This window comes from Treponema sp. B152, from assembly GCF_024181665.1.
In the GTDB taxonomy this organism is placed as follows: domain Bacteria; phylum Spirochaetota; class Spirochaetia; order Treponematales; family Treponemataceae; genus Treponema_B; species Treponema_B denticola.
The window spans coordinates 649,248-673,047 of the sequence record NZ_CP058668.1 but is presented as its reverse complement, the minus strand read 5'-3'; the positions used below and the strand labels follow the sequence as shown (position 1 = coordinate 673,047).

At 39.1% G+C, this 23,800-nt stretch carries 19 protein-coding genes; 9 read left to right on the top strand and 10 right to left on the bottom strand.

The features are described from left to right. Nucleotides 1-14 precede the first annotated feature (14 nt). The 4 genes from aat to HYB91_RS02985 all read left to right on the top strand — a co-directional run bounded on the left by aat (nt 15) and on the right by HYB91_RS02985 (nt 2,782). Entirely contained in the window at nt 15-755 is a 741-nt protein-coding gene (gene aat, locus HYB91_RS03000) for a leucyl/phenylalanyl-tRNA--protein transferase (RefSeq protein ID WP_253719624.1), read from the top strand. A gap of 81 nt (nt 756-836) precedes the next feature. Then, on the top strand, nt 837-1,067 hold the full coding sequence (locus HYB91_RS02995) for a hypothetical protein (RefSeq protein ID WP_002668190.1): 231 nt from the start codon (nt 837-839) through the stop codon (nt 1,065-1,067). Next, complete coding sequence (locus HYB91_RS02990; protein ID WP_253719623.1) at nt 1,067-1,468, top strand: type II toxin-antitoxin system tRNA(fMet)-specific endonuclease VapC; 402 nt, start codon at nt 1,067-1,069, stop codon at nt 1,466-1,468. The genes HYB91_RS02995 and HYB91_RS02990 overlap by 1 nt, the downstream gene beginning before the upstream one ends. A gap of 24 nt (nt 1,469-1,492) precedes the next feature. Beyond that, nucleotides 1,493-2,782 carry an MFS transporter gene (locus tag HYB91_RS02985; protein ID WP_253719622.1) on the top strand — a complete coding sequence of 430 codons (1,290 nt, stop codon included), beginning with the start codon at nt 1,493-1,495 and terminating at the stop codon, nt 2,780-2,782. Nucleotides 2,783-2,827: 45 nt separating this feature from the next. Here HYB91_RS02985 and HYB91_RS02980 read toward each other — a convergent pair whose 3' ends face one another. The 5 genes from HYB91_RS02980 to HYB91_RS02960 form a co-directional block, all read right to left on the bottom strand. Continuing rightward, complete coding sequence (locus HYB91_RS02980) at nt 2,828-3,313, bottom strand: hypothetical protein (RefSeq protein WP_002675583.1); 486 nt, start codon at nt 3,311-3,313, stop codon at nt 2,828-2,830. A gap of 31 nt (nt 3,314-3,344) precedes the next feature. Beyond that, complete coding sequence (locus HYB91_RS02975) at nt 3,345-3,938, bottom strand: CbiM family transporter (protein ID WP_002668179.1); 594 nt, start codon at nt 3,936-3,938, stop codon at nt 3,345-3,347. 72 nt (nt 3,939-4,010) lie between these two features. Then, nucleotides 4,011-4,796 carry an energy-coupling factor ABC transporter ATP-binding protein gene (locus tag HYB91_RS02970; RefSeq protein WP_002675584.1) on the bottom strand — a complete coding sequence of 262 codons (786 nt, stop codon included), beginning with the start codon at nt 4,794-4,796 and terminating at the stop codon, nt 4,011-4,013. Continuing rightward, on the bottom strand, nt 4,784-5,497 hold the full coding sequence (locus HYB91_RS02965; RefSeq protein ID WP_002675585.1) for an energy-coupling factor transporter transmembrane component T family protein: 714 nt from the start codon (nt 5,495-5,497) through the stop codon (nt 4,784-4,786). Before HYB91_RS02965 ends, HYB91_RS02970 begins: the two co-directional genes overlap by 13 nt. A 148-nt stretch (nt 5,498-5,645) precedes the next feature. Beyond that, the gene (locus HYB91_RS02960) at nt 5,646-6,473 is read right to left on the bottom strand and encodes a PD-(D/E)XK nuclease family transposase (RefSeq protein ID WP_002675586.1); all 828 of its coding nucleotides are present in this window, start codon (nt 6,471-6,473) and stop codon (nt 5,646-5,648) included. Nucleotides 6,474-6,908: 435 nt separating this feature from the next. Between HYB91_RS02960 and HYB91_RS02955 the strand changes: the two genes are divergently transcribed. From HYB91_RS02955 to HYB91_RS02945, 3 genes are read left to right on the top strand one after another with little or no spacing between them, the layout of a single operon-like run. After that, complete coding sequence (locus tag HYB91_RS02955; RefSeq protein ID WP_002675587.1) at nt 6,909-12,467, top strand: alpha-2-macroglobulin family protein; 5,559 nt, start codon at nt 6,909-6,911, stop codon at nt 12,465-12,467. Between the two features lies 1 nt (nt 12,468). Continuing rightward, nucleotides 12,469-12,852, top strand: coding sequence for an ankyrin repeat domain-containing protein (locus HYB91_RS02950; protein ID WP_002675588.1), 384 nt, complete (start codon nt 12,469-12,471; stop codon nt 12,850-12,852). Between the two features lie 17 nt (nt 12,853-12,869). Next, nucleotides 12,870-13,655 carry a hypothetical protein gene (locus tag HYB91_RS02945; RefSeq protein ID WP_044909937.1) on the top strand — a complete coding sequence of 262 codons (786 nt, stop codon included), beginning with the start codon at nt 12,870-12,872 and terminating at the stop codon, nt 13,653-13,655. A 143-nt stretch (nt 13,656-13,798) separates the two neighbouring features. On the opposite strand, the gene HYB91_RS02940 is transcribed toward HYB91_RS02945, so the two are convergent. Then, nucleotides 13,799-15,856, bottom strand: coding sequence for a S9 family peptidase (locus HYB91_RS02940; protein ID WP_002675590.1), 2,058 nt, complete (start codon nt 15,854-15,856; stop codon nt 13,799-13,801). Between the two features lie 159 nt (nt 15,857-16,015). Between HYB91_RS02940 and pbpC the strand changes: the two genes are divergently transcribed. After that, nucleotides 16,016-18,313: a penicillin-binding protein 1C gene (gene pbpC, locus HYB91_RS02935; RefSeq protein ID WP_002675591.1), complete on the top strand. Its 2,298-nt coding sequence runs from the start codon at nt 16,016-16,018 to the stop codon at nt 18,311-18,313. On the opposite strand, the gene HYB91_RS02930 is transcribed toward pbpC, so the two are convergent. Together HYB91_RS02930 and HYB91_RS02925 are read right to left on the bottom strand one after the other, a co-directional pair. Then, nucleotides 18,310-19,605: an L-cysteine desulfidase family protein gene (locus tag HYB91_RS02930; RefSeq protein WP_253719621.1), complete on the bottom strand. Its 1,296-nt coding sequence runs from the start codon at nt 19,603-19,605 to the stop codon at nt 18,310-18,312. The genes pbpC and HYB91_RS02930 overlap by 4 nt on opposite strands. A gap of 78 nt (nt 19,606-19,683) precedes the next feature. Further along, nucleotides 19,684-20,784, bottom strand: a complete 1,101-nt coding sequence (locus HYB91_RS02925; protein WP_002675593.1) for a formylglycine-generating enzyme family protein — start codon at nt 20,782-20,784, stop codon at nt 19,684-19,686. A 173-nt stretch (nt 20,785-20,957) separates the two neighbouring features. On the opposite strand from HYB91_RS02925, the gene HYB91_RS02920 reads away from it, so the two are divergent. Further along, nucleotides 20,958-21,872, top strand: a complete 915-nt coding sequence (locus tag HYB91_RS02920) for an alpha/beta hydrolase (protein WP_002675594.1) — start codon at nt 20,958-20,960, stop codon at nt 21,870-21,872. Between the two features lie 11 nt (nt 21,873-21,883). Here HYB91_RS02920 and HYB91_RS02915 read toward each other — a convergent pair whose 3' ends face one another. Together HYB91_RS02915 and HYB91_RS02910 are read right to left on the bottom strand one after the other, a co-directional pair. After that, the gene (locus tag HYB91_RS02915; protein WP_002674554.1) at nt 21,884-22,345 is read right to left on the bottom strand and encodes an outer membrane protein assembly factor BamD; all 462 of its coding nucleotides are present in this window, start codon (nt 22,343-22,345) and stop codon (nt 21,884-21,886) included. A 99-nt stretch (nt 22,346-22,444) separates the two neighbouring features. Further along, nucleotides 22,445-23,794: an OmpA family protein gene (locus HYB91_RS02910; RefSeq protein WP_253719620.1), complete on the bottom strand. Its 1,350-nt coding sequence runs from the start codon at nt 23,792-23,794 to the stop codon at nt 22,445-22,447. Between the last annotated feature and the right edge of the window lie 6 nt (nt 23,795-23,800).

Sequence of the window (23,800 nt, the reverse complement as noted above, 5' to 3'; positions counted from 1 at the left end):
TTTAGCAAAAACAAATGCAGACCGATTTTTCTTCATTATCGCTTTTAAGTTCTACGGAAAAAAAGATACTCTTAAAAAGAAGTCAAAAGGATTTTCCTTGGCTTGAGAGCGAAGATTTTTTTGATTTTAATAAGGCCTTGGGAGAGGAAGATTATATTCAAAAATCCCAAGATGATGAAGTCATATCGGGAGGGAACCTTTCGCCGGGGATGATTCTTTCGGCCTATAAACATTCTTTTTTTCCTTGGTTTTCCGAAGAAGACCCGATAATCTGGTTTTCTCCCTCTCTGCGGTTTGTAATCGACAAGGCTTCTTTTCATATTCCGTCCCGCTTAAAAAGAGAAATAAAAAAGACGGATTTTAGGATAAGCCTAAATGAAGCCTTTGATGAAGTTATAGAAAACTGTGCCCTAATCAAACGAGAGGGGCAAAAAGGAACTTGGATTACCGATGACATGCTTCAAGCTTATAGGCTTCTTCATAAGCTGGGCTTTGCCCACTCTGTAGAAGCATGGAGAGGCGGCGAATTGGCTGGAGGCTTTTACGGCCTTTATATAAACGAGGTCTTCATAGGCGAATCCATGTTCAGCAAGGTAAGCGGAGCTTCCAAAACAGCTTTCGCCCTCTTTGCCCAAGACTTCTTTGAAAACAAAAAGGGCATTTTAATAGATGCCCAAATCCCTTCCGAAAACATAAAACGCTTCGGCGGCTTTAAAATACCGCGAAATCGGTATCTCGGAATTTTGAATTCCTGATTTTTATATAACAAGTATACTTGCAAGTATACTTGACGGATAAATAAAAAAGCTTTATACTCATTATAGGAGGATGGAGCGATGCCGCAAATATCTTTATATGTAAAAGAAAGTCATTTTGAAAAAATTGAAAAAGCCGCTAAAAATGCAAACAAATCCATTTCAGGCTGGGTTTTGGAAAAAATTCTTCCTCAAATTGAGCCTTCTTACTCCAAAGAATTTATAAATCTTTTCGGATCGGTAGACGATAAAACCTTTAAAAGACCGGAACAGCCGAAATGGGAAGATGACAGCCCTAGGGAGTTCCTATAATGTATTATTTGGACACAAATATCTGTATTTATTTTATAAACGGAAAGTATCAATCCCTCAAAAATAAAATTTTATCTATTCCGCCTTCTAAGATAAGGCTTCCTGCAATTGTAAAGGCAGAGCTTTTATTGGGAGCATATAAGAGCAGCAAAAAGAAAGAAAATCTAAAACGGCTTGAAGTATTTTTTAAAGAATTTGAAGTAGAGCCTTTTTCGGATCAAACGGCATACACCTATGCAGATATCCGTTCAAAGTTGGAAAAAAGCGGAACCCTTATCGGGCCTAATGACTTACTTATAGCATCAATAGTTCTATATAATAACGGAACCTTGGTAACGAATAATACAAAAGAATTTAAAAGGATAAAAACTCTTAAACTCGAAAATTGGGTTGAAGAGTGAGTACTCAAAGGTTAAAATACTTGTATGCAAATTCAAAAAAGAACGGAAAAGCGTAATTTATTTTTAATTTATTTCGGCACAATAACATCGCTGATAGGCGATGAAATAGGAAGCGTAGCTATTTCTATCTGGGTCGCCCTTCAAACAGATAATCCTATAAATTTTGCCCTTGTCTATTCTGCTGCCAAATTTTCAAGAATTATTTTTTCTCTTTTTTCGGGTTCAATCGTAGACAGCTTTAACAAAAAAAAGCTTTTATATTTAAGCGACTCAGCTCAATTTGTTTTAAATATTTTTATTCTATTTTTAATTCTTTTAAATTTAGATTTTAAGTTAAAGGTATTTTTGTTTTGTTTTATAAGTGTTGTACAAGGTTTTTGCCTGTCCATCTTTAAACCTTCGAGCAGAGCAATTTTACCCGAAATAATACATAGAGAAAATTTAAAAAAAGCTAATTCGGTTTTGGAAATGAGTAAGAGCTTAATTTCGATGCTGGCAGTCATCTTTGCGGCAGGGCTTGTGATGCTCTTAGGCTGTGAGGTCTGTGTTTTAATCAATGCCCTAACTTTTTTTATATCGGCCCTATCCGAGATTTTTATCCGTTACGATTTTAAAAAGAAAGATGAGCAAAAGAAAACGGAGTCAAAGTTAAAAAAAATCTTCGATGGGTACTGCTATGTTTTAAGCGAAAAAGAACTTTTAAGATTTGCATTATTGGCTTCATGCTTAAACTTTTTTTGTACACCTATTTTTTCGAACATACTGACCTATCAGTTTAAGACGGTTTTTATGTTTAATTGGCAGTCGGCTTTTTCTGTAATAAATAAATTTTTAAAAGATGAAAAATCTTTTTTAGCTCTTCTTTCAACAATTGTTTTTTTCGGCTTAGGAATAGGAAATATACTGGGCAGCCTTGCTTCTCGAAAAGTTTCCGGTAAAAATATAAAATTTTTTGCTTTGATTTTACCGGCTTTTTCTTTTTTGATTTTAGGTTTTTACTTTTGGTTTTTAAAAGAAAATAACTTTTTATTTAATGTAATCTTACTCGGAGGTATTATAAGCTTATCCGCCCTGCTGGCAGGTTTCAGCATGGGAGTTTTTAATGTCCATGTAACAAGCCTTTACCAAAAAAAAGTGCAACCCGAATTCTCAGGAAGATTTTTTGCCTTTAATACCGTGCTGATTCAAATATCTTCTCCGATAGGAATGCTTATCGGCAGCAGCATCGCTGCAATAGGCATTTTTTATCCCGTCTTTCTTTTTGCCGGCGGCATTTTATTCTTTAGTTACATAGTCTATTGCCGCTCATTATAAGCAAAGTTCAAGTTAAAATGAGCGGCGATATTTTAGACACTTGTTTTAAGCTTTTTTATCTAAGACCTTTTTTTTAAATGTTCTAAATTCAAAAAAGAGAAAAATAATGGCACAGGTATTTAAAACGGTTAAAATTGTGGGGAGCTTACTAGGTCTTTTGGTTTTCCCGATTTTTTTAGATTTTGCGGAAGAATCGCCGGAAGCGGATGCGGCAGTTCCGCCTTCATCCGAGCTTTCTTCTTCGCTTGCTTCCCAATAGGCGACATGGCCTGCCCCATCCGAAGCTTCGGCCGACATTACTTTAAGAGAGGGATCAAAGCGGTAAAAACCCTTATCGTCTACAACGCCTTCTTGAATTACATCAAAGCCTCCGTCGGAATAAAGAGTTACCTTTGTTCCGGGGGTAAAGCCTCCGCCGTCGTACTCAACCTGAAAAACTCCAGGTTCGACGAGTTCCAAAAACATTGCATGAGAAAAAGCTGCAAAGCTTACAACAAATAAAAACAATAAAATTAAAGTATATTTTTTCATAATTTTACCTTCTAAAAAACAATTGATTTTCCTATAAATTCCGTTTAAACCAATCGGGCCTCGCCTTCATCATAAGCTTGACGGCAAAACCGGTAATTACAGCCTCGACCGCCATAACTACGGAATGAGAAACAAAAATAGCTATAAATGTTTCTTTTGCAAAACTTCCGCCCGTCATAAGAAGAACCGATAAAACCAAAACCACAAAGATAACAGACAAGGCTCCTACAACCATTCCCTTTAAAAGCACATTATCGCTTTTCCAATTATAAAAAATAATTGCCGATAATATTGAAGAAATAGAAAGCATCAGAGTGTTAGCTCCGAGGGTTGTAATCCCGCCGTGTTGAAATAAAAGGGCTTGCAGCAGCAGGGCGGGAAAAAATGCAAGGGGCGCCCTACGCCCGACAATAATTCCTATCAGTCCGCACATGAGCGGATGAACCGAGCTCGGCGGTATCGGAATCATAATCAATGAAATAGCAAAAAAAGTTCCCGCCATAAGACTTATTTTCGGGATATCCTCTTCTTTTGTTCCTTTGACGGCAAAGGCAATTCCTACCGCACTTGCCGCATAACCTACGGCACAAACCGCCGTCGATAATCCTCCATCGGATATATGCATAAATTCCTCCTGAATCAAAGATAAACAGTGAGGCGGAATTTCTGCCGAACTGTTTATCAAGACTCCTTTTATTTACAATAAATTTAGGGCATCTTCAACAGAACGGGGAGCAGGGTTTTTATGGCCGAAAAGCCTTGCAAGTTTAGGCATAACTATACCCGCTCTTTGCAGCACTTCCGCATTATTAAAAATGCTCACGGCATCGCCTCCTGCAATCAACTCTCCCTCGTTCATCACATAAACATTATCGGCCCACTCATAACAAAAATCCTGATCATGGGTCGAAAAAATAATCGTCTTTCCTTCTTTGGAAAAATCGTCCAAGATAGCTTTAAAGGCAGCCTTTACCTTGCTGTCAAGGCCCGAAAAAGGCTCATCGCATACGATTATTTCAGGCTCCATAACAAGAACACCGGCTATGGCACATATCTTCTTTTGCCCCAAACTGAGCTGATAGGGCGAATAATCTTTTAGGTGCTCGATATTCAGTTTTTTTAGGATACGGTCAACGGCAGCTTCTATTTCTCCCCTACCCATACCCAAATTCTTTAGTCCGAAGCCGATGTCCTCATAAACGCTTGTCAAAAAAAGCTGATGGTCGGGATAATCGAAGAGGAAGCCCGATTTTTTTCTTACGGAATTTAAGGTCTTTTTAGAAACCTCTTCACCCAAAATATTCACCCTTCCCGTTTGAGGCAAAATTGTTCCGTTAAGATGATAAAGGAGGGTCGACTTTCCGGAGCCGTTTAGACCGACTACGGCCGTCTTCTTTCCTTTTTCAAAATGAGCATTTATATTCTTGATTGCATTCCTTCCATCGGGATAAGTGTAGGATAAATTTTCTATTAAAACAGCCATGGAATCTCCATAAATCTTTCTATTAGTGTGAGGCCTATAAAAAGCAAAGCAAAGAAGACAAGAAGGCCTATGTAAAAGGGCGAGGCAATCTTTTCGGGTTTAAATTTGGTTTCGGAGGTAAAGCCCCGTGCTCTCATCGCATTATAAACCTTGTCGCCGTGATCCGCCGCCTTCAAAAAAAAGCCACCTATCATTTCGCCGTAGGTTGAAACCTTTGCAAAGGTGCGAGCATTGTCAAAACAGCGGGCACTCATAGCCTTTGCAGTCTTGTCCAGATCCGTTCTTACCATAAAAAAGTATCTAAAGGTAAGGGAAATAATTTGATTTAAAAAATTGGGAAGGCCGAGCTTCATAACGCCTTCGACCAAGTAAAGGTAAGAATATTTTGAAGAAATAAAGGAAATCGTCATCATCGCACACATTAGCCGCAGGATGAGCTTTGCAGAAAAATATCTTTGTTCTATAGGAACATTGTAAAAGCCCCTGATTACGAAGGGAAGCAGAACCATTATCACAAAGGGCAAAACGCCCAGAATCGATTTAAGGTTTTTAATCCTTTCAGGCGAAAAAATCAAAATCATTGAAATAACTATAAAAACCCAGACTATCAAAACTTCTATATGCTTAACGCTCGAAAGATAGAACAAAAAAAAGAAAAGAATATATAAAGTTATGTGAGGTGCTTTTTTTAAGCTTTCCATAATCGTATAACCTGACTTGGGTCCTTATTTTATAGCACTTTTAGAGGAGAAAGGCAAGGGGGGCGATTAAAAATGTACATCCATGTACATTTTTAATCTTAGAGTTTTAGACTTGTGTCTGAACAAGTTGTCCTCTCCCCCTAACCAATTATAACTTTTCTATCTCTTCACGGCTTAAACCGGTTGTCTTTGCAATATTTTCTATAGATAACCCTATCCCAAGTAAGTTTTTTGCCGTTTCAACTTTTGCTTGATGCGAGCCCTCTCTTCTTGCTGCACTGCGTTCATCTTCTACATACATCCGGTATTTTTCGTCAGAGAGTTCTATTGCCATTCGCCTCTCTTCATCAGTTACCCTAAAGAGTGTTGCTTCTGCCATTTTTATACCCTCCTCTAATTTACACAATTCTTCCAACATTCCGCTTTTTTTGTCTTCTTCATAGTTGGCCAAAAATCTTATCCAAAAATCTTTTAAGCTATACTCTTCCAATCTCTTTTTCATAGTATAAACTATTAGCTCGTTTAATTCAACATAAAGATATTGAATTATCGAGCTTTCAGGCATTCTTACAAGCTCTGCATTTTTAGGAACATCGCAGCCAAAAACGGAAAGACTTATTGCGTACAAAAAATCGTCCTCTTTGGGCTCCGTCTTTAAAAAGCGGGAAGCGAGGCGCATGAGGTACATTTGACTTCTGCGATGATAGTTTGTTTTCCAAAACTGCTGCATCTCAAGGTCTATAATAAGGCCGTTGTCGGTTTTAATCAAAAAATCGAGGCGGTATGTTTCTCCCGAAGGTCTATCGCGAATAAGTTCGGTGTTTATGATTTCTGCCTTGTTGATTTTACCGTAAGAATCTTCCAAAAAGGCGTTTAGGAAACTTATAAGAGCCTTGTTGCCTTCTTCGCCTTTGGAAAACATCAACTTAAAAACCCAATCTGTTTTTGGGTTTAAAATAGTTTGTTCATCGTTCATATTATACTTCTCCTTAAAACAGCAAATTATTCTTGCCTGTCTTCACATAATTATAGGGTTCTAAGCTGAATAAATAGTAAAATTTTGAAAAAAGAAATTTGGGAAATGGTAATTTTTTTTATTTAACCGCTGCAGACACAAAGACCGCAAAGAAATTTTTTAAGAGTCTGAATAACACATTCCGTAACTTCTTCCTCAAACATACTTTTGAATTTACTTAAATCATCCGTTTTTATCTTGACTAAATAACCGACTTAAACCTTGCTAACAATGCGGGTTCTTAGGGCAGAGCCCTAAGCGGAATTTTGGAGAAAGGAGGGGTCATAGGGGAGGAAAACACCTTTCTCCGTAAAAGGGGTTTTCCTCCCCTAATCAATTATACCTTTTCTGTTTTCCTCAATTGAAAATTTTCAGACTCTGTGCTATTATTATTCTATGAAAAGTTTAAACTCATTATCAAAGCAGCTTTTAGCAGCTCTAGTTCTTGTTTTGTCGGCATCGGTTTTTATGGCCGGTTGTAAAAAAAATGACCAAGCTTTGCAGAATGCAATGGATGATATTGAAAGCATAAGCTACGGAGCCTTAAAGCGGCTTGAGCCTATCAATGTAATTTTTAAGGAAGAAATAAAACATCCCGAAAACCTTGAAAAGGCCTGCGTTTTAACGCCTAAGCCTTCCGGAGAATGGAAGATAATGGGTAAAAATCAAATTACCTTTACCCCCTCATCAGCCTACAGCTTTAAAACCGATCTTAACCTGGAATTGGATGTAGGACTTCTCCTCGAAAACACAGAAAAGAAAAAGGGAATCAGCCTTACATTCAGCATAGCTCATCCTGAGTTTAAACTTATATCGGGGGAACTAATTCCCGACGAAAAAAAAGAAAATATTTTTAGATTTGAGGGTATCGGCGAAACCGATATACCTGAAACTCTTACCTCAATAGAAAAAATGCTTACGGCCGATTTAAAGATGGGGAATTCAAAGTCAAACCCTGCCATAAAGGTTAGCCAAGGAGCCGCCTCAAATCAATATAAAATAAGCATAAAAGAAATAAGCAGAAAAAAACAAGTTCAAGAATTGGACCTATCATGGAATTTGGAAGCTCTCGGCGGAGAGGGCTCAAGTTCTGCAAGCTTTACCGTAGCTGCCCTATCGGTTTTTCAGGTAACTTCTTTTTCTCAAGAAACGGGAAGCGAAATACAGGTAAACTTTTCGGATATGCTGGACTCTTCACAAGATTTAAGGGGCTTTATAAAACTTGAATCGTCTCCCGAAATGCCTTTTAGATACGGCATTGACGGATATAAGCTTAAAATCTTTTCTCAAAACGGGCTTTTCCCCGATAATACACGCTTATCGGTACTGCCCGGCATAAAAAACTCAAGAGGAAAAAAACTTGAAACCCAAGCCGATTTTTCCATAACGGTTGCTTGGGAAAAACCCTCAATACGCTTTACAAAGGCCGGAAACATAATTCCTGCAAAGGAAATGTCAGTCCTTGTTTCTACAAAAAATATCAGCGGACTTATGCTCGAAGCCTTTCAGATCTACGATAAGAACATGACGCAATTTCTCCAGATAAATACTATAGACGGAGATTATGAGCTAAACCGCGTAGGAGAACCCGTCTGGAGGCAGAGCTTTGACCTTGAATGGAACAGCTCGATGAAAAATAAAACGGTTCAACACTCCCTCGACCTCAGCAAGCTGATAAAGAAATTCCCCGGCGGTATGTTCGAACTTCGTGCAAGTTTTACAAAAAAGCACAGCATGTATGAGTCATCTTCCAAATCCAACGAGTTTTCACACCTTCCCTTCCCCAAGGATATAAGCGAAATAGAAAACTTTAAAAACATCGAAACCGATTATTGGAATAATTCCGATATAGAAGATGAAGACCGTTATAAATTTTGGTCGAACAGAGAAAACCCGAATCATCCGGCCTTTTACCTTCCGTCATACAGCAATTACTGTATGGCGATAAAAAGAATTTTGGTTTCAAACATAGGCTTATCGGCAAAAAAAGACAGGGAAGGAAAACTTTACATCAGTGCCGCCGACCTATTGACTGCCGAACCTATGAGCGGTGTAAATATAAGTTTATTTAACTTTGCTCAAAAAGAATTTGAATCGGGCAAAACCGACGGCGACGGGCTTTTAATGCTCAAAAATGAAAACGATGCCTTCCTTATAAGAGCCGAAAAAAGCGGAGATGTAAACTGGCTCCCCCTTAATTCCGAAGTGCTTTCTACAAGTCATTTTCAGGTAGAAGGAGAATCTTCAAAAAAAGGAGTTAAGGGTTATATTTACGGAGAACGCGGAGTTTGGCGCCCCGGAGACGATATTCATCTTGTATTTATCTTACAAGATTTGGGAAAAAACCTCCCAAAAGATTACCCCGTTAAATTCTATCTTGAAGACCCATTAGGCAAAAAAACGGATACTAAGGTTTTTACTTCTTCGGTGGACGGTTTTTATAGGATAGATACAAAAACCAATGTTCAAGACAAGACCGGTACTTGGTATGCAATAGTTACAGCAGGAGGAAAGTCTTGGTCTAAGAGCATAAAGGTTGAATCCATTGTACCCAACCGTCTTTTCGTAAACCTTGATCCTAAGGCAAAATATTTTTCCGAAGGCTACAATCAGGCAGTGCTCGGAGGTGAGTGGCTCCATGGGGCAAAAGCTTCCGGCTTAAAGGCCGAAATTTCAGCCCGCTATGTTTTAAACCGGACTCCTTTTGAAAATTATAAAAACTACAATTTTATAAATCCCGAACTTAGCGTACAACAAGACTCAAACAAAATTTGGGAAGGTACCCTAAATGATTCGGGAAAAGCCGACATAAATCTTTATCTTTCATCCGAAGCAAAAGCCCCCGGAAAACTAAAGGCAATTTTTGAAACAAGAATATATGAGCCTTCAGGGGCCTTTTCTACGGAAAACAAGGTCTTTGATTATTCGCCCTATTCACGCTATGTCGGAATGCAGATTCCTAAAAGCGATGATGAGTATAGGGATATGCTTTACACCAATAAGGACCAAACCCTATATTTTGCGGTTTTGGATCCTGAGGGAAATCCCGTAAAAGAAGGCGTAAACTTAAGCGTAAACCTTTATAAGCTGGAATGGTATTGGTGGTGGGAAGCAGATGAAGAAAGTGCCAACTATACAAATTCAAGGTACACTCAACATATAAAAAACTGGAATATTTCGGCAAAGGGCGGAAAGGCCGAGCTTAAAATGAAGGTTTCAAATGGAGATTGGGGCAGGTATTTGATTACGGTTTCAGATCCGAACGGAGGGCACAGCTCGGCTCAGGTAGTATATTTTGACTGGGAAGGATGGGCCAGCCGAAAAACAAGCGATGAGTCAAGCGATTCAATCATCATGCTCACAACCGATAAAGCAAAATACTATGCCGATGATACTGCCGAAATTACATTCCCCGGATACGAGGGTGCAAAAGCCCTAATCACACTCGAAAAAAACGGCAAGGTTCTAAAACAGGAATGGATAAAATCCAAGGGAAAAATTTTCTCGTACAAATTAAAACTTGATCCTTCGATGGCTCCGAACATCTACGCCCATGTAAGTTTAATACAGGAGCACAGCCAGACAAAAAACAGTCTGCCTATAAGAATGTACGGAATAACCCCTGTAATGATTGAAAACAAATTATCAAGACTAAGCCCCGTGATACAAGCGGAACCTAGCTATGAACCCAACAGCAAGGTTTCGTTTACGGTAAGCGAAGAAAAGGGAAGACCTATGACCTTTACGGTTGCCGTTGTAGACGAAGGACTCTTAGGTCTTACAGCCTTCCATACAGGAAATCCTTGGGACAGCTTTTATAAAAAAGAGTCCTCGCAAATTACCTCTTGGGATGTTTATAAGTACGTAATCGGGGCCTACAGCGGCAATATAGAATCGATTCTCTCCGTCGGAGGAGGAGGCTTTATAGACAATAAGACCTCAAAGAATGCAGAACGCTTTAAACCGATTGTTTACTTTTTCGGCCCCTTTGAAATCAAAGCAAAAGAAAAGAAAACAATCGAATTCGATCTTCCTCAGTATATCGGAGCCTTGCGTATTATGGCAGTTGCAGGAAAGGACGGAGCCTACGGTATAAAAGAAGAAACCGTAAAGGTAAAAAGCGATCTTATAGTAATGCCTACCCTTCCCCGTACAATGGGCATAGGAGAAACAATAGAGGTTCCCGTAACAGTCTTTAACGGAACTTCTTCCGAAAAAAAAGCAAAGGTGGTTTTAAAAAGCGAGGGAGCTATAAATATAAGCGAAACAAAAGACTTAAGTATCCCTGCAAATTCCGACTCTTCCGTTTTCTTTAAGGTAAAAACGGATAAGGGCGGCATCGCAAAATTCACGGCGGAAGCCTCGGCCTCAGGCATTTCAAAAACGGCAAAGGCCTTTACCGAAATAGATGTGCTTTCCAGAGGAATACCCTACTCTACAGTCGAGCTTATAAATATTGAAGCCGGAAAAACATTTGCTAAAACCGTTCCGCTAAAAGGCGAAAACGGAACAAAGAGTTTAAGCGTAGAAATTTCTCAAATGCCGGCCCTAGGACTTGAAAACCGCCTGGCCTATCTTTTAGGTTATCCTTACGGCTGTATCGAACAGATAACATCCAAGGCCTTCCCCCAATTATACCTAAACACGATAACGGCCTTGGACCAAACGGAAATCGACAAGGCAAAGAGCAATGTAAACTCAGTCCTAAACCGCTATATAAACTATCAGCTTAGGTCCGGCGGATTCAGCTATTGGCCGGGCGGCGGATATGAAACTTCGTGGGCTACAAACTATGCAGGACACTTTATGGTCGAAGCAAAAAAGGCCGGCTATGAAGTAAATGACAGCATCTATCAAAGCTGGCTTTCTCACCAAATCGACATGGCAAAAAATTGGGCAGGCACCTATGCGGACAGCATGGAAACTCAGGCCTACCGCCTATACACCCTTGCCCTTGCAGGTAAACCGGAAATAGGAGCTATGAACCGTTTAAAAAATATGGAGCAGAACCTCAACTCCGTATCAAAGGCCTTCCTCGCAAATGCTTACAGTCTTGCAGGCCATAGCAGTACGGCCAAGGCAATGCTCGAAAAGCTCTATGAGCCGACCACAGTTTATAGAAGCACGGGCGGAAACTATTCGTCGAATATCAGGGACTTGGCTTTAATCTTAAATGCTTACACCACTGTCGGCGAAACTGCAAGGACTACAAACCTTATTTCAAAGCTTGCTAAAATTTCTTCAAGCAATGATTGGCTTTCGACACAGGAAACGGCTTGGATTCTTTTAGCCTTAGCCCCTCACTACGCCTTCGACAAAAATAAGAGTGCAAACTATGAGATTGTAACCGAAGGAAATGTAATCAAGAACAAATTGAACAATACATCTAAACTCCATAATATTCCTGTAAATACCGAAACAGCAAAAAAGATGGAAATTAAGAATACGGGAAATACACCTATCTTCGCTGCTATAAACACGGCAGGAAAACTTAACCCGGGAAGCGAAACCCGTATCGAAGAAAACTTAAAACTTTCGGTTGTATATCAAAACGAGGATGATCAAGAAGTTTCACCCGAGGCCTTAAAAAAAGGACAGAGGTTTAAGATGAGGGTAAGAGTCGACAATAAGACTCAAGGAGCCCTTGAAAACCTTACCCTTTCAATCCCCATTCCGACAGGCTGGGAAATTACAAACACAAGGCTCGGAGGCGATGATGATACGGATTCGGAGGACAAGCGCAACACAAGGCAATTATATGACTTCCAAGATTTAAAGGATACTCATATTTACACTCACTTTGCCTTGGACGGTTACGGCACAAAGAACTTTGAGTTTACGGGAACCGTAACATACGGAGGAGAATACTATATACCGGCAATCTTTGTTGAGGCTATGTACGATTATGCTTATAGAGCAGTCATCCCCGGCACAAGAATAAAGGCGTTTGATTAGTATGAATATAGCCGAATTTATAAAAGCTGCAAAAAAGAATGATATTGAGCTTATAAAAACTTATTTACAAAACGGCTTTGATATTAATACTCAAGACAAGGACGGCTTTACGGCTGTTATGGAAGCAGCCGAATTCGGCTATAAGGATTTATTTTGGTTTTTAATCGAAAAAGGAGCAGATGTTTTAATTAAAGCGGATTATAATTTTTCGATAGTTCACGCCGTTGGTTTAGGCGGCGACAAAAAAATGCTTGACTATGTAATCTCAAAGGGAGCCCGCCTAGACGAAAAAGTTACAGGCGGAGAACAGGACGGCATGACAATAAGGGATTATACTCTTTTGGCCAAAAATGATGAAGTATACAGGGAACTAAAACTTTTATAAAACTTTGGGGTAAAATGATGAAAAGCAAATTAATGATTTTATGTTTAAGCTTATTATTAACAGCCTGTGCTCCAAAAGAAAGTCAAGAAATCTTTGTTAAAAAGATAGATCATTTTATGCTTACCTGTAAGGAACCTAAAGAATTATACAATATGCTCGTATATACATTTGATTTACCTATCTCATGGTCATACCGCAGCATGGATAAATTTACAAGCGGAGGCGTAGAATTCGGAAACTGTGTATTGGAAGCAATCGACTTTAAAATAGAAGAAGATATTTCGGGAATAATAGGAATGGCCTTTGAACCCGCAATGAAAGTTTCGGATATACAGGACAGACTAAGAGAAAAAGGATTTAAGGAAACAAATCTTTATTCAAATCAATATTGGAAAAATTTAATCTGTAATGATTTATCTACAGGAGGAACAGTCTTTTTTTGCGAGTATCAAATTCCTGTCAAAAAAACGGAAAAAGAACCCGGAGGAAACTTAGGAATTCGATATGTAGAAAAGGTAAAAATAGCATACAGCGATTATAACAAAGCCCTCGATTTGTGGAGAAAGCTTCTTATTCCTCACAAAGAAACTAAAGAAGGTTTTTGGGAAATAGAATCATCCCCGAATATCGAAATAACCAAAAGCGATTATGACAGGTTTATAAGTTTTGAAGTAAAGGTTAAATCATTAGAAAAGGTGCGTTCCTTTTTATCGGAAAAAGATTTAATCGGTGAAGATACGGGTTCATCGGTTTATACCGATCCGAAAAAAACATACGGCGTTTTGTTTGAGTTTACTGATTAAAAGTTACTCGACGCTCATTTTGACAGCGCGGGTACAACCAGCGTAGCTTCGAGGTCAAAAGAGGGGGGTATAGGGGGAGAAAAAAAACTGCTCTGACTTGAAAAGCCCGTAAGGGAACGGGGTGTTTTCTCCCCCTAATATCGTTACTTGTTGATTCCTACCATGTTAAGAATAAAGGCTTGTTCAAAGGCTATATCCTTAATCTTGTCATAGCGGCCTGTGGCTCCGCCGTGTCCGGAATCCATATTCATACGGAGGATTAGAATATTATCTCCGGTTTTCTTTGCACGCAGCTTTGCCGTATATTTTGCAGGCTCATGGAAAAGAACTTGCGAATCGTTTAAGCCGCCCGTTACAAAAATGTGCGGATAATTTTTTGCTTCGATATTATCGTAGGGAGAATATGAAAGCATGTAATTATAATATTCTTCTTCGTTCGGGTTTCCCCACTCTTCATATTCGCCCGTTGTAAGGGGTAATGAATCGTCGAGCATGGTGGTAACGACATCTATAAAGGGAACAACTGCAACGACCGAATGGAAAAGATCCGGCCTCATATTTGTAACGGCACCCATAAGAAGACCGCCCGCACTTCCTCCCATGATTGCGAGCTTATCGGAAGAAGTGTATTTTTGAGAAATCAGGTGCTCGGCACAGGCTATAAAATCGGTAAATGTATTTTTCTTTTTTAAGAGCTTCCCGTCCTCATACCACTTTTCTCCCATATCGCTTCCGCCCCTGATTTGAGCAACAACATAAACAAAGCCCCTCTCGACGAGGCTGTAAACACTTGCACTAAAATAAACATCGGAGCTGGAGCCGTAGCTTCCATAAGAATAAAGAAGAGCAGGTGCGGACCCGTCCTTTACCAAACCTTTTTTGTAAACGGCAGCCATAGGCACCTTCACTCCGTCCTGTGCTGTCGCCCAAAGCCTTTCTACAGTGTAATCATCGGGATTAAAGCCTGAGGGAACTTCCTGCTGTTTTAACAAGACCGATTTTCCCGTAAGTATATCGTAATCGTATACGCTGCTCGGGCGGTTTAATGATGTGTAAATATAGCGTACCTTATCGGAAGAGTATTCAGGGTTTGCACCCAAATAAGCCGTATAAACCGGCTCGGGGAAAGAAATATTTTTCACCTCGCCATTTTTAAACGATTTAATTTCAATCTCGATGAGGCCGTTTTTACGAAGCTCCAATACAAGGTAGGATTCAAATACGGACACATCCTCAATGCGTACATTTTCGTCATGAGCTCTTTCTTCCTTCCATGTAGATTTATCGGAATAGGAAGAACGAGGAGCGGAATAGATTTTGCCGTTTAAGTTTTGTTTGTCCTTGTAACGGATAAAAAACTTTTCCTTGTGCGGATAAACGGAGTATTCGGTATCCTTAACGCGGGGAAGGAAGATTTTAAATTCTTCTTCAGGCTTATCGGCATAAATAAAACGCTCTTCCGAGGTGGTAGAACTTGAACTTGAGATAAAAATAAATTCCTTTGTCTTTGTGCCCTGCACATAGCAAGAATATTTTACATCCTTTTCTTCGTAGACAAGAGAACCCTTTTCTTCATCAAGTTTTTGACGAAAAACCTTGCTTGAACGCAAGGTACTGTCGATTGCACTGTAAAAAAGAGTTTTACTGTCGGATGCCCAAGCTGCGGTAACGGCTCCGTCATAGCTGAAGCCTATATCTTTTCCGGTTTCCAAATCGCGTATCTTTAAAATAAATTCTGCAAAGGAGCCTGTTTCGTTATAAAAATAGCAAGCCTTTTTATTGTCGGGGCTTACAACATAGTCACTGAAAATAAAAGCTTGTTTCCCTTCCGCCATTTTGTTTACATCGAAGATGATTTCTTCGGCTGCATTAAGAGAGGCTTTTTTTCTGCAATAGGTTCTGTATTGCTTTCCCTTTTCGACACGGTTATAATAATAATAGCCGTTTTTAAAAACAGGATAGGTTTCATCATCTTCTTTTATGCGGCCTACAATTTCATCATAAATAGATTTTTGCAAATCCTTCGAAGAAGCCATTATCTTATCCGTATAAGCATTTTCGGCATTTAAGTAATCGATAACTTTTTTATCGGTTTTATCTTTTAGCCAATAATAATTATCGATTCTTGTTTTCCCAAACTTTTCAAAACGTGTTTCTTTTATTTCCGCAACAGGCGGCTTTTCAAAATCGGATTGTTTCAATTTATTCCTCCTAAATTTTTGTAAGTATATTCGTAACTTGTATACTTTAACATACATTATAAAGATAAAAAAAATTATGTCTACAGGTAGATAATCAAAACGCTGTTATGCTTGTCCTTAACCTCACCTTATGCTATAATGGCGCTCGGAGACTTAAAAATGGATTTTCCGAAAAAATTGCCGATAAAAAAAATTTTAAGAGCCTCGATGCCGGCTTTTATTTCTTCCTTAATTGTTTTAGCTTTAATACTTTTTTTTACGCCCGACTTTAATGTTGATTATTCTTTTACTCTTTACAGCTCCGACGGAAAACTTTTAGGTGCATCTGCTGCGAGTGACGGGCAATGGAGATTTCCTCAAACTTCAAAGCTGCCTGAAAAATATAGGGAAGCACTTTTAAGCTATGAAGATAAAAATTTTTATTTTCACTTTGGGATAGATCCTCTTTCGGTTTTTAGGGCGGCAGTTGAAAATATTTTAAAAGGAAAAATAGTTTCGGGAGCCTCTACAATTACGATGCAGACCTCCCGACTTGCCGAAAAAAATCCGGCAAGAAGTTTTAAGCAAAAACTAAGAGAAAGTTTTTTATCTCTTTTTTTGGAGCTTTCTTATTCCAAGAAAGACATATTGAATATTTACGCCTCCCATGCACCCTACGGCGGAAATGTTGTAGGCCTCGAAGCCGCCTCATGGCGGTATTTCGGAAGGGGGCCTGAAGATTTAACATGGGCGGAAGCCGCCTGCCTTGCAGTCCTTCCCAATCAGCCCTCTTTGGTACGCCCGGGAAAAGAATCCGAAATCTTAAAAGAAAAGAGAGACAGGCTCTTGTACAATCTTTTTTTACAAAAAAAAATCGATAAGGAAACCTATGCTCTTTCCATTGCGGAACCCGTTCCCGATAAACCTAAGGCCATTCCGCAAAAGGCCTATCATTACCTTGAGTTTTTAAAAACAAAAAGCCCCAATCAAAAAAATATAAGCAGCTTGGATTATTCTTTACAGGAAATAGTTTTTGAAATTGCCGATCATCATTTTAAAAGAAATTTCTTAAGCGGTGTTTACAATACAGCCGTCTTAATTTTAGATACCGAAACGGGAGAAACTTTAGCCTATATAGGAAACACGGGGCTTCAAAATCCGAATTCAAAAAACGAACATGTCGATATGGTTCATGCAAGGCGGAGTTCGGGGAGCTTATTAAAACCATTTTTGTTTGCAGCAATGCTGGATGCGGGAATGATTTTACCGGATCAACTCCTCATAGATATTCCGACAAAGATTGCAGGCTACACACCTCAAAACAGTAACTACACATATTCGGGAGCGATTCCTGCCCGCAAAGCTCTTTCCTATTCTTTAAACATTCCGTTTATAAGAGCCCTGCGTGAATTTACAATACCCGCCTTTTTGGATATTTTAAAAAGGTCGGGCTTTACAACATTTAACCGTTCAGCCGATGAGTACGGGCTTCCCCTGATTTTAGGAGGAGGAGAAATAAACCTGTACGAAATTACAAACACTTATCGAAAGATGATGCTGAGAGCTCAAAACAAACTTGACGAAAAATTTCCTTTTTCTTCGGGAGCTTGCAGAATAACAATGGATGTGCTGACCGAAGGGAACAGGCCCGAAGAAGAAGCTATATGGCAGCTCTATGCACAAAATCAAAAAATTGCATGGAAGACCGGAACAAGTTACGGGAACAAGGATGCTTGGACTATAGGCATTACGCCTAAATATTCCGTAGGCGTTTGGTGCGGGAATGCTTCGGGAGAAGGAAGGCCTGAAATTACAAGCACAAAACTGGCCGCTCCAATCCTCTTTGAAATTTTTAATATCTTGCCAAAATCGGACTGGCCCGAAAAAGAATTAAAGGATTTTGAATTTATAAAAACTTGTGCAGACTCAGGCTACCCCGCAGGAGAATTTTGTAAAACGGCAAAGGCTGTTTTAAAACCTATAAACAGTCATATCCAAAATACCTGTCCTTATTGTAAAAAGGTATCTTTAAGCCCCGACGGCAAGTTTCAAGTTAAGGCAAACGACATAAACGAATTACCTAAAATAGAAAACAGGTTTGTCCTTCCGGCTGCTGCAGAATATTTTTATAAACAGGGCCATCCGGAGTATAAGAGCCTTCCCCAATGGCTTCCCGAAAGTACGGCATCAAATACAGGCGAGTTTGAAATTCTATTTCCCGAAGACGGAACCTCGGTTTATATTCCGACAGAACTTGACGGCTCTTTTGGAGCCTTGGTTGCAGAAGCCGCCCATAAAAATCCCGATGCCGTCATCTACTGGGATTTGGACGGAGAATATTTAGGAAGTACAAAATCCTATCATCAAATGAAGATTCAGCCCTTAAGGGCGGCTGTAAGGGGCAGACATGAGCTGACCCTTACGGACAACAGGGGAAATACCCGTAAAAGAATTTTTTATGTTCTAAATGAAAATTAGTCTTTAAGCATAACCTGTAACACGACTTCGTCGGTTTTGTGCATACCTTGGGCGGCAACAACACCGATGCCGGCTATGGTTTTTTCGATGTCATCCTTGACTATGCCGTCACCTCCTGCAAAGAAGTTTCCGTCCATAGCAAGCTCGTGAGAAAAAAGAGCCGAGTCCAAGGCAGAGGCTATTTTGGCGGCACAGGACTGCTTGGCTCCGTCACAAAGGATTCCCGATACGGTACCCAGAGTATTTACTATTGTTCCGCATACCTGTTCATAAGAACCACCCTTCATATAGGTAATTGCGGCAGCACAAGCAGCTCCGGCAGTTACCGCACCGCAATAAGCAGAAAGTCTGCTTATTCCGGTTTTTTGGTGAATGGCTAAAAGATTGCTTACAATCAAACAGCGGATTAATTTTTCTTCGCTTATCTTATTTTCGCGGGCATATACAACTACGGGCACCGAAACTGCTAAGCCCTGATTTCCGCTTCCCGAATTGGTAATAACCGGATAAGAACAGCCGCACATACGGGCGTCGGAAGCTGCAGCGACTTCACCTTCCGCTTGAACCTTAACAGAAAAATCATCACCCTTCTTCTGGTTGTACTTTAAAATATTTTTTCCTGTTTCAATACCGTAGGAAGTTTTTAAACCGTCCTCTGAAACTCTCATATTATATTCAACCTGCCTCATAATGATTGGAGAAACCTCATCAACAGGAACAGTATCTGCAAAGTCCAAAATATCTTTTACGTTTAAACAAGTTCTATCGGTCAAAGCACCTGCGGCAGACTCCAGGCTAAAAGGCTTTTCAAAAATAATTTTATCATTCTTTTTTAAGAGTACGATATTTGTATGCTGGTGAATAAGCTCGGCAACTCCGGTATCTCCGTTTAATTTGCCTGTAATCCTTATGTGAAGGCTTGCAGGCGTATCCATTAGTTTAAGCTTAGTGCATGACTTGGCTAAATACTCATGAGCCAGCTTTACATGCTCTTCGGTAACATCGGCCAATACTTCCAAACCCTTATCTGCATTTCCGCCGATAAGACCTATCAGAGCAGAAGCTTCCATTCCCTTCATTCCGCCGGTATTAGGTACAATAACCGACTTTGCATTTTTAATGATATTACCGCTGCTTTCAATTAAAATCTCATCGGGAATACCGCCCATGATTTTTCGTAAATTGGCAGCTGTGTAGGCAATAGCAATAGGCTCCGTGCATCCAAGGGCCGGAACCAATTCTTCTCTTAGAATTTGAACATATTTTTCATGCTTTGATTTATCTAAGCTCATACTTTTTCTCCAAATTAAAATTATAACCCGAATATTTTATTCATATATTAAAATCATGTCAACTATAATTGCGAGGAATTATTGATTATCTTTTACAATTGTTTGGGCTAATCTAAAACCCAAAATATATCCCGGATTTACGGGAGTGGCATAGCCCCAGGATTTTACTCGGGCAAAGGCAGGCGGATTTCTTGCAGAACCGCTTTTTATAATACGGGGACGAGCTCCCATATTATTGATAGGATCTATAAATTCTCCGGGCAGCCTGCTATTATATCTGTCAAAACACCATTCCCAGCAATTTCCTGACATATCATAGAGCCCTAACCTATTAGGCTTTTTTTGACCTATGGGATGAATATCTATAATTTCCCCTGATGAACCTATATTAAATAGAGAACTGTTATCTCTATACCAAGTATATTCTCCGGCTTTTTCAATGTCATCGGTTCCAGCAAAACCGAAATTCCAATCAGCAGCCTCCATATCTCCGCCTCTGGCAGCGAATTCCCATTCAGCCTCAGTCGGAAGGCGGTAACCGTTATTTCCCATCCGGACATCGGGGCTTTCGCTTTTTGTAATATCCAAAGCAGTACGCAAAACTTTTCCGTCATAGTAATAAACAGGATCAAGACCTTCTTTTTCGCTTAAAGCATTACACCAAATAATAGCATCACTCCACGACATTTTTGTTGCAGGATAAACTCCGGCCTTTACCGTATTATAGGACTTTCCCATTTCTTCTGCCTTTTTCTTTAGCTCCGGAATTTCATACATTTCTTCAGGATTTGCCGAATGTCCCATATAGATGCCCGGCTGGCCTAAAGATTGAAACTGATATTCATGCTCGCTTTCTTTGAGAATCCACTCATAGACCTCATTCCAAAATGAATAGGAAACTTCATACTTTCCGATTTTATAAGGGTTTAAAGTAACTTTTCTTCCTGAAGTAAAAAAGCCTTCAGAACCTTCGCCCTCAATAATTACAGGTTTTTCTATGACAGTTATCATTGTCTTAAAATTCTCAATTGAATCATAAGGATAATTGACAATTTTTTGTCTGGTAGCAAATAAAATTCCGCCTATCAAAATAACCGATACCAAAAAATAAACAAAATTTTCATTTTTATAACTTGCAGAATTTTTTATAGCCTTTAAGATATTTTTTATACGCTCCATACTTTCCCCATAAATAAAAATTTATCTGATGATTTATACCATATTAAAGCAAAAAAATCAATCAGCATCTTAAACACATGAAATTTTACCGTTTATTCAAAAAATAAAATTTATAAAAAAATTATTGAAAATTTTATTTTTATGGATTATACTATTTTTATGGGGGAGAATTTATGCAGACAATTTATCAAACAATGAGCGACGGATCGGCTGTTGCAGTTCATCAATGGCTTCCTAAAAAAAAGCCTAAGGCTGTAATTCATATAGTCCACGGAATGGCTGAGCACGCTTTAAGATATGCAGACTTTGCCGAAGATGCTTGTACAAAGGGGTTTACGGTGTTTGCATCGGACCACCGAGGTCACGGTAAAACTTGCGGAAAAATAATGCTTAAAGGTTATCTTGCAGATAAAGACGGCTTTAAACGGGTAGTAGAAGATCAAAAAGAAATCAATGATGAAATTCAAAAAATTTATCAGGATATTCCGATTATAATACTCGGCCATTCATTCGGGTCTTTTATAACTCAGAACTATATAGAAAACTACGGAAAAACCGTAAAAGCTGCTATCTTAGTAGGAAGTGCAGGCCCAAACCCTATGCTGAAAATCGCAGGTCTTGCCGCCGGCTTAAACAAGCTCTTTTCGGGAAGAAAAAAAACCTCCAAATTTATGGATAAACTGAGTTTTGGAGCCTATAATAAGACGGTTGATTCCCCCAAAACAAATTTTGACTGGCTTTCAAGAGATGAAAAAGAGGTAAAAAAATATATTGATGATGAATTTTGCGGCTTTGTGTGCACTGTAGGTTTTTACCAAGACCTGATTAAAGGATTAAAACAAACACACACGAGTACCGAAATGGTAAAGATTCCAAATGAGCTGCCCATCCTCATTACTTCAGGCGATAGGGATCCTGTTTCAAACCTAGGTAAGAGCGTAAAAAAGCTATATGATATTTACAAGGCCAATGGTATAAGCGACCTTAACTTAAAGCTCTATGAAGGAGCCCGCCATGAAATCTTAAACGAGACCAATAAGGAAGAAGTTAAGGCCGATATCTTTGAATGGATAGAAAAAAGGCTATAGGATAAGCCCGATTAAACTTGTTCTTCAGATTTTGCCTTTGTTTTTCTCAAATTATGTTTTTGGATGTACTCTTGAGTCCTTTTATAGTCCTTTCGTGCAAGAACCAAATACTTGGGTGCAAGCCCCGCCCCTCCGGCCATCTCGTATCTATCTATAATAGCTTTAAGCATATCGTCGGCTTCAAGCCATTTTTTTTGACTTATATAGATATGAGCTATCTCATATTCCGCGGCTGTTCTGGTAGAGGCGTCAGTGCCGTATCGTTTTATTACTATTTTATAATATTCAAGGGCATTTCTTAAAGAACCGTTATCAAGTTCTGCTTGCGCCCTTTGGTTTAACTCAATGGGGGTAAGATTTGCAGGAACAGTTTCATCAGTCGGAAGACTGGAACAAGAAAAAAGCAAAGAAATTGCAGCCGTTAAAATTAGTAAATTAAAAACATAGGATTTTGTCTTAATTTTTTTTGTCATTTTATTCTCCAAATTTTATTTAAACCGTATTTTTAACACATTCTAAACAAACGATATTAAAAAAAGTATCATCATTTAAAATTAACTTAATATAAGCGTTTATTCACGGATTACCGTAATCTCGACACGGCGGTTTTTTGCCATATTTGTCTCATTATTACTGGGGGCCACGGGCCTTGTGCTTCCATAGCCTGCTGTCATTATCCTTGAGCGGTCAATTCCCCTTTTTGAAATTTCGTCTGCAATTCTTTCCGCCCTTTGAACCGAAAGAATTTTTTCGTCCTCAGGCTTGTTAAGGTCTGCCGTGTGACCTTCAATTAAAAATTTTGTATAAGGGCCCAATTTTAAAAGAGCTTCGGCAATTAGATCTATCTTTCCCATCTCTTCAGGAAGGACATCGGGCATATCAGCCACAAACCGTATATCAAACATTACTATCTTTAATATGTTTTTCGGATTTGATAGCGTAATCCCTTTTTCTTTATGCTTTTCAAGTAAGAGTTCAATATCATGATAAGCAAAGTAATAGTTTTCATCAGGCGGAGTAAAGGGCTCTGTAACATGGAGCATATCCTCATCGCAGATGATAACGACTTTTCCTTCCTGTAAAAGTTTTAAGTTTTCAGGCCTTGACAAAATACGGCTGCTATCCTCCATCGAAATAATCGGATCGGTTCTATTTTGGCCGAAAACGCCTCTCGCTATTATACGCAAGGGCTCGGTACCTACATATTCTCTATACAGCTCTTCATTAAGAGTTGAAGAATATAAAACTATGCCCATTTTTTTTGCAATTTTAGGATCTACCATGTTCTTTTCATATATGGTGGACATATCGGTGTTCCAAACTTTCGGAAAAATACATGGCTGAAGTTTTTCCTTTGTATATTCTCCGTGCACAGGCAGCAAGCCTCTGGCATCTATTAAAATCCCCGTATACACCTTGCTGACAGTCGTGCTTGGAGGAATCGATGGAACATAGGGCGTATTGTGCTTGATAAACAGCTTTGCAATTTCATGCAGTTCAGTACTTGTTTTTATCAAGGCATTGGACATATCATTTGAAAAATGAGGATTTTTATAATTCCCTTTTTCAATTATCTTATTTATGGTGTTTAAGTTTACTTTTTCTTCGGCAAGATAGTTTCCCAAGCGGTGGGAAGAGTCAACTATAACGGAAAGATAAATATCCTTTAAAAGGGAAGGCATGTATTTTTCTATTGTGTTAAAAGCCGCATCCCTATCACTTGGAAGATAAAAACCGCTTTTATTCATATCAAGTTTTATTAAGGATTCGATTGTGCCCTTTTCCCAATTTTGAACGGAAGAGGATTGAAGGACAGGCTCATAGGCATTTAGGGCTAAACTAAAAAGGAAAAAAAACAAAAAAAAGCCGCTTAAGCCTTTGGCACTTTTTAAAACCGTGTTTTTATTTAAAAATTTATTCATTTGCTT

Bases quoted from the DNA above. Each gene is read 5' to 3' on its own strand.
- HYB91_RS02990 (WP_253719623.1), top strand. From the start codon at position 1,067: ATGTATTATTTGGACACAAATATCTGTATTTATTTTATAAACGGAAAG.
- HYB91_RS02995 (WP_002668190.1), top strand. From the start codon at position 837: ATGCCGCAAATATCTTTATATGTAAAAGAAAGTCATTTTGAAAAAATT.
- HYB91_RS02985 (WP_253719622.1), top strand. From the start codon at position 1,493: ATGCAAATTCAAAAAAGAACGGAAAAGCGTAATTTATTTTTAATTTAT.
- HYB91_RS02945 (WP_044909937.1), top strand. From the start codon at position 12,870: ATGAAAAGCAAATTAATGATTTTATGTTTAAGCTTATTATTAACAGCC.
- HYB91_RS02970 (WP_002675584.1), bottom strand. From the start codon at position 4,796: ATGGCTGTTTTAATAGAAAATTTATCCTACACTTATCCCGATGGAAGG.
- HYB91_RS02975 (WP_002668179.1), bottom strand. From the start codon at position 3,938: ATGCATATATCCGATGGAGGATTATCGACGGCGGTTTGTGCCGTAGGT.
- pbpC (WP_002675591.1), top strand. From the start codon at position 16,016: ATGGATTTTCCGAAAAAATTGCCGATAAAAAAAATTTTAAGAGCCTCG.
- HYB91_RS02965 (WP_002675585.1), bottom strand. From the start codon at position 5,497: ATGGAAAGCTTAAAAAAAGCACCTCACATAACTTTATATATTCTTTTC.
- HYB91_RS02950 (WP_002675588.1), top strand. From the start codon at position 12,469: ATGAATATAGCCGAATTTATAAAAGCTGCAAAAAAGAATGATATTGAG.
- HYB91_RS02925 (WP_002675593.1), bottom strand. From the start codon at position 20,784: ATGGAGCGTATAAAAAATATCTTAAAGGCTATAAAAAATTCTGCAAGT.
- aat (WP_253719624.1), top strand. From the start codon at position 15: ATGCAGACCGATTTTTCTTCATTATCGCTTTTAAGTTCTACGGAAAAA.
- HYB91_RS02955 (WP_002675587.1), top strand. From the start codon at position 6,909: ATGAAAAGTTTAAACTCATTATCAAAGCAGCTTTTAGCAGCTCTAGTT.
- HYB91_RS02910 (WP_253719620.1), bottom strand. From the start codon at position 23,794: ATGAATAAATTTTTAAATAAAAACACGGTTTTAAAAAGTGCCAAAGGC.
- HYB91_RS02920 (WP_002675594.1), top strand. From the start codon at position 20,958: ATGCAGACAATTTATCAAACAATGAGCGACGGATCGGCTGTTGCAGTT.
- HYB91_RS02915 (WP_002674554.1), bottom strand. From the start codon at position 22,345: ATGACAAAAAAAATTAAGACAAAATCCTATGTTTTTAATTTACTAATT.
- HYB91_RS02960 (WP_002675586.1), bottom strand. From the start codon at position 6,473: ATGAACGATGAACAAACTATTTTAAACCCAAAAACAGATTGGGTTTTT.
- HYB91_RS02980 (WP_002675583.1), bottom strand. From the start codon at position 3,313: ATGAAAAAATATACTTTAATTTTATTGTTTTTATTTGTTGTAAGCTTT.
- HYB91_RS02930 (WP_253719621.1), bottom strand. From the start codon at position 19,605: ATGAGCTTAGATAAATCAAAGCATGAAAAATATGTTCAAATTCTAAGA.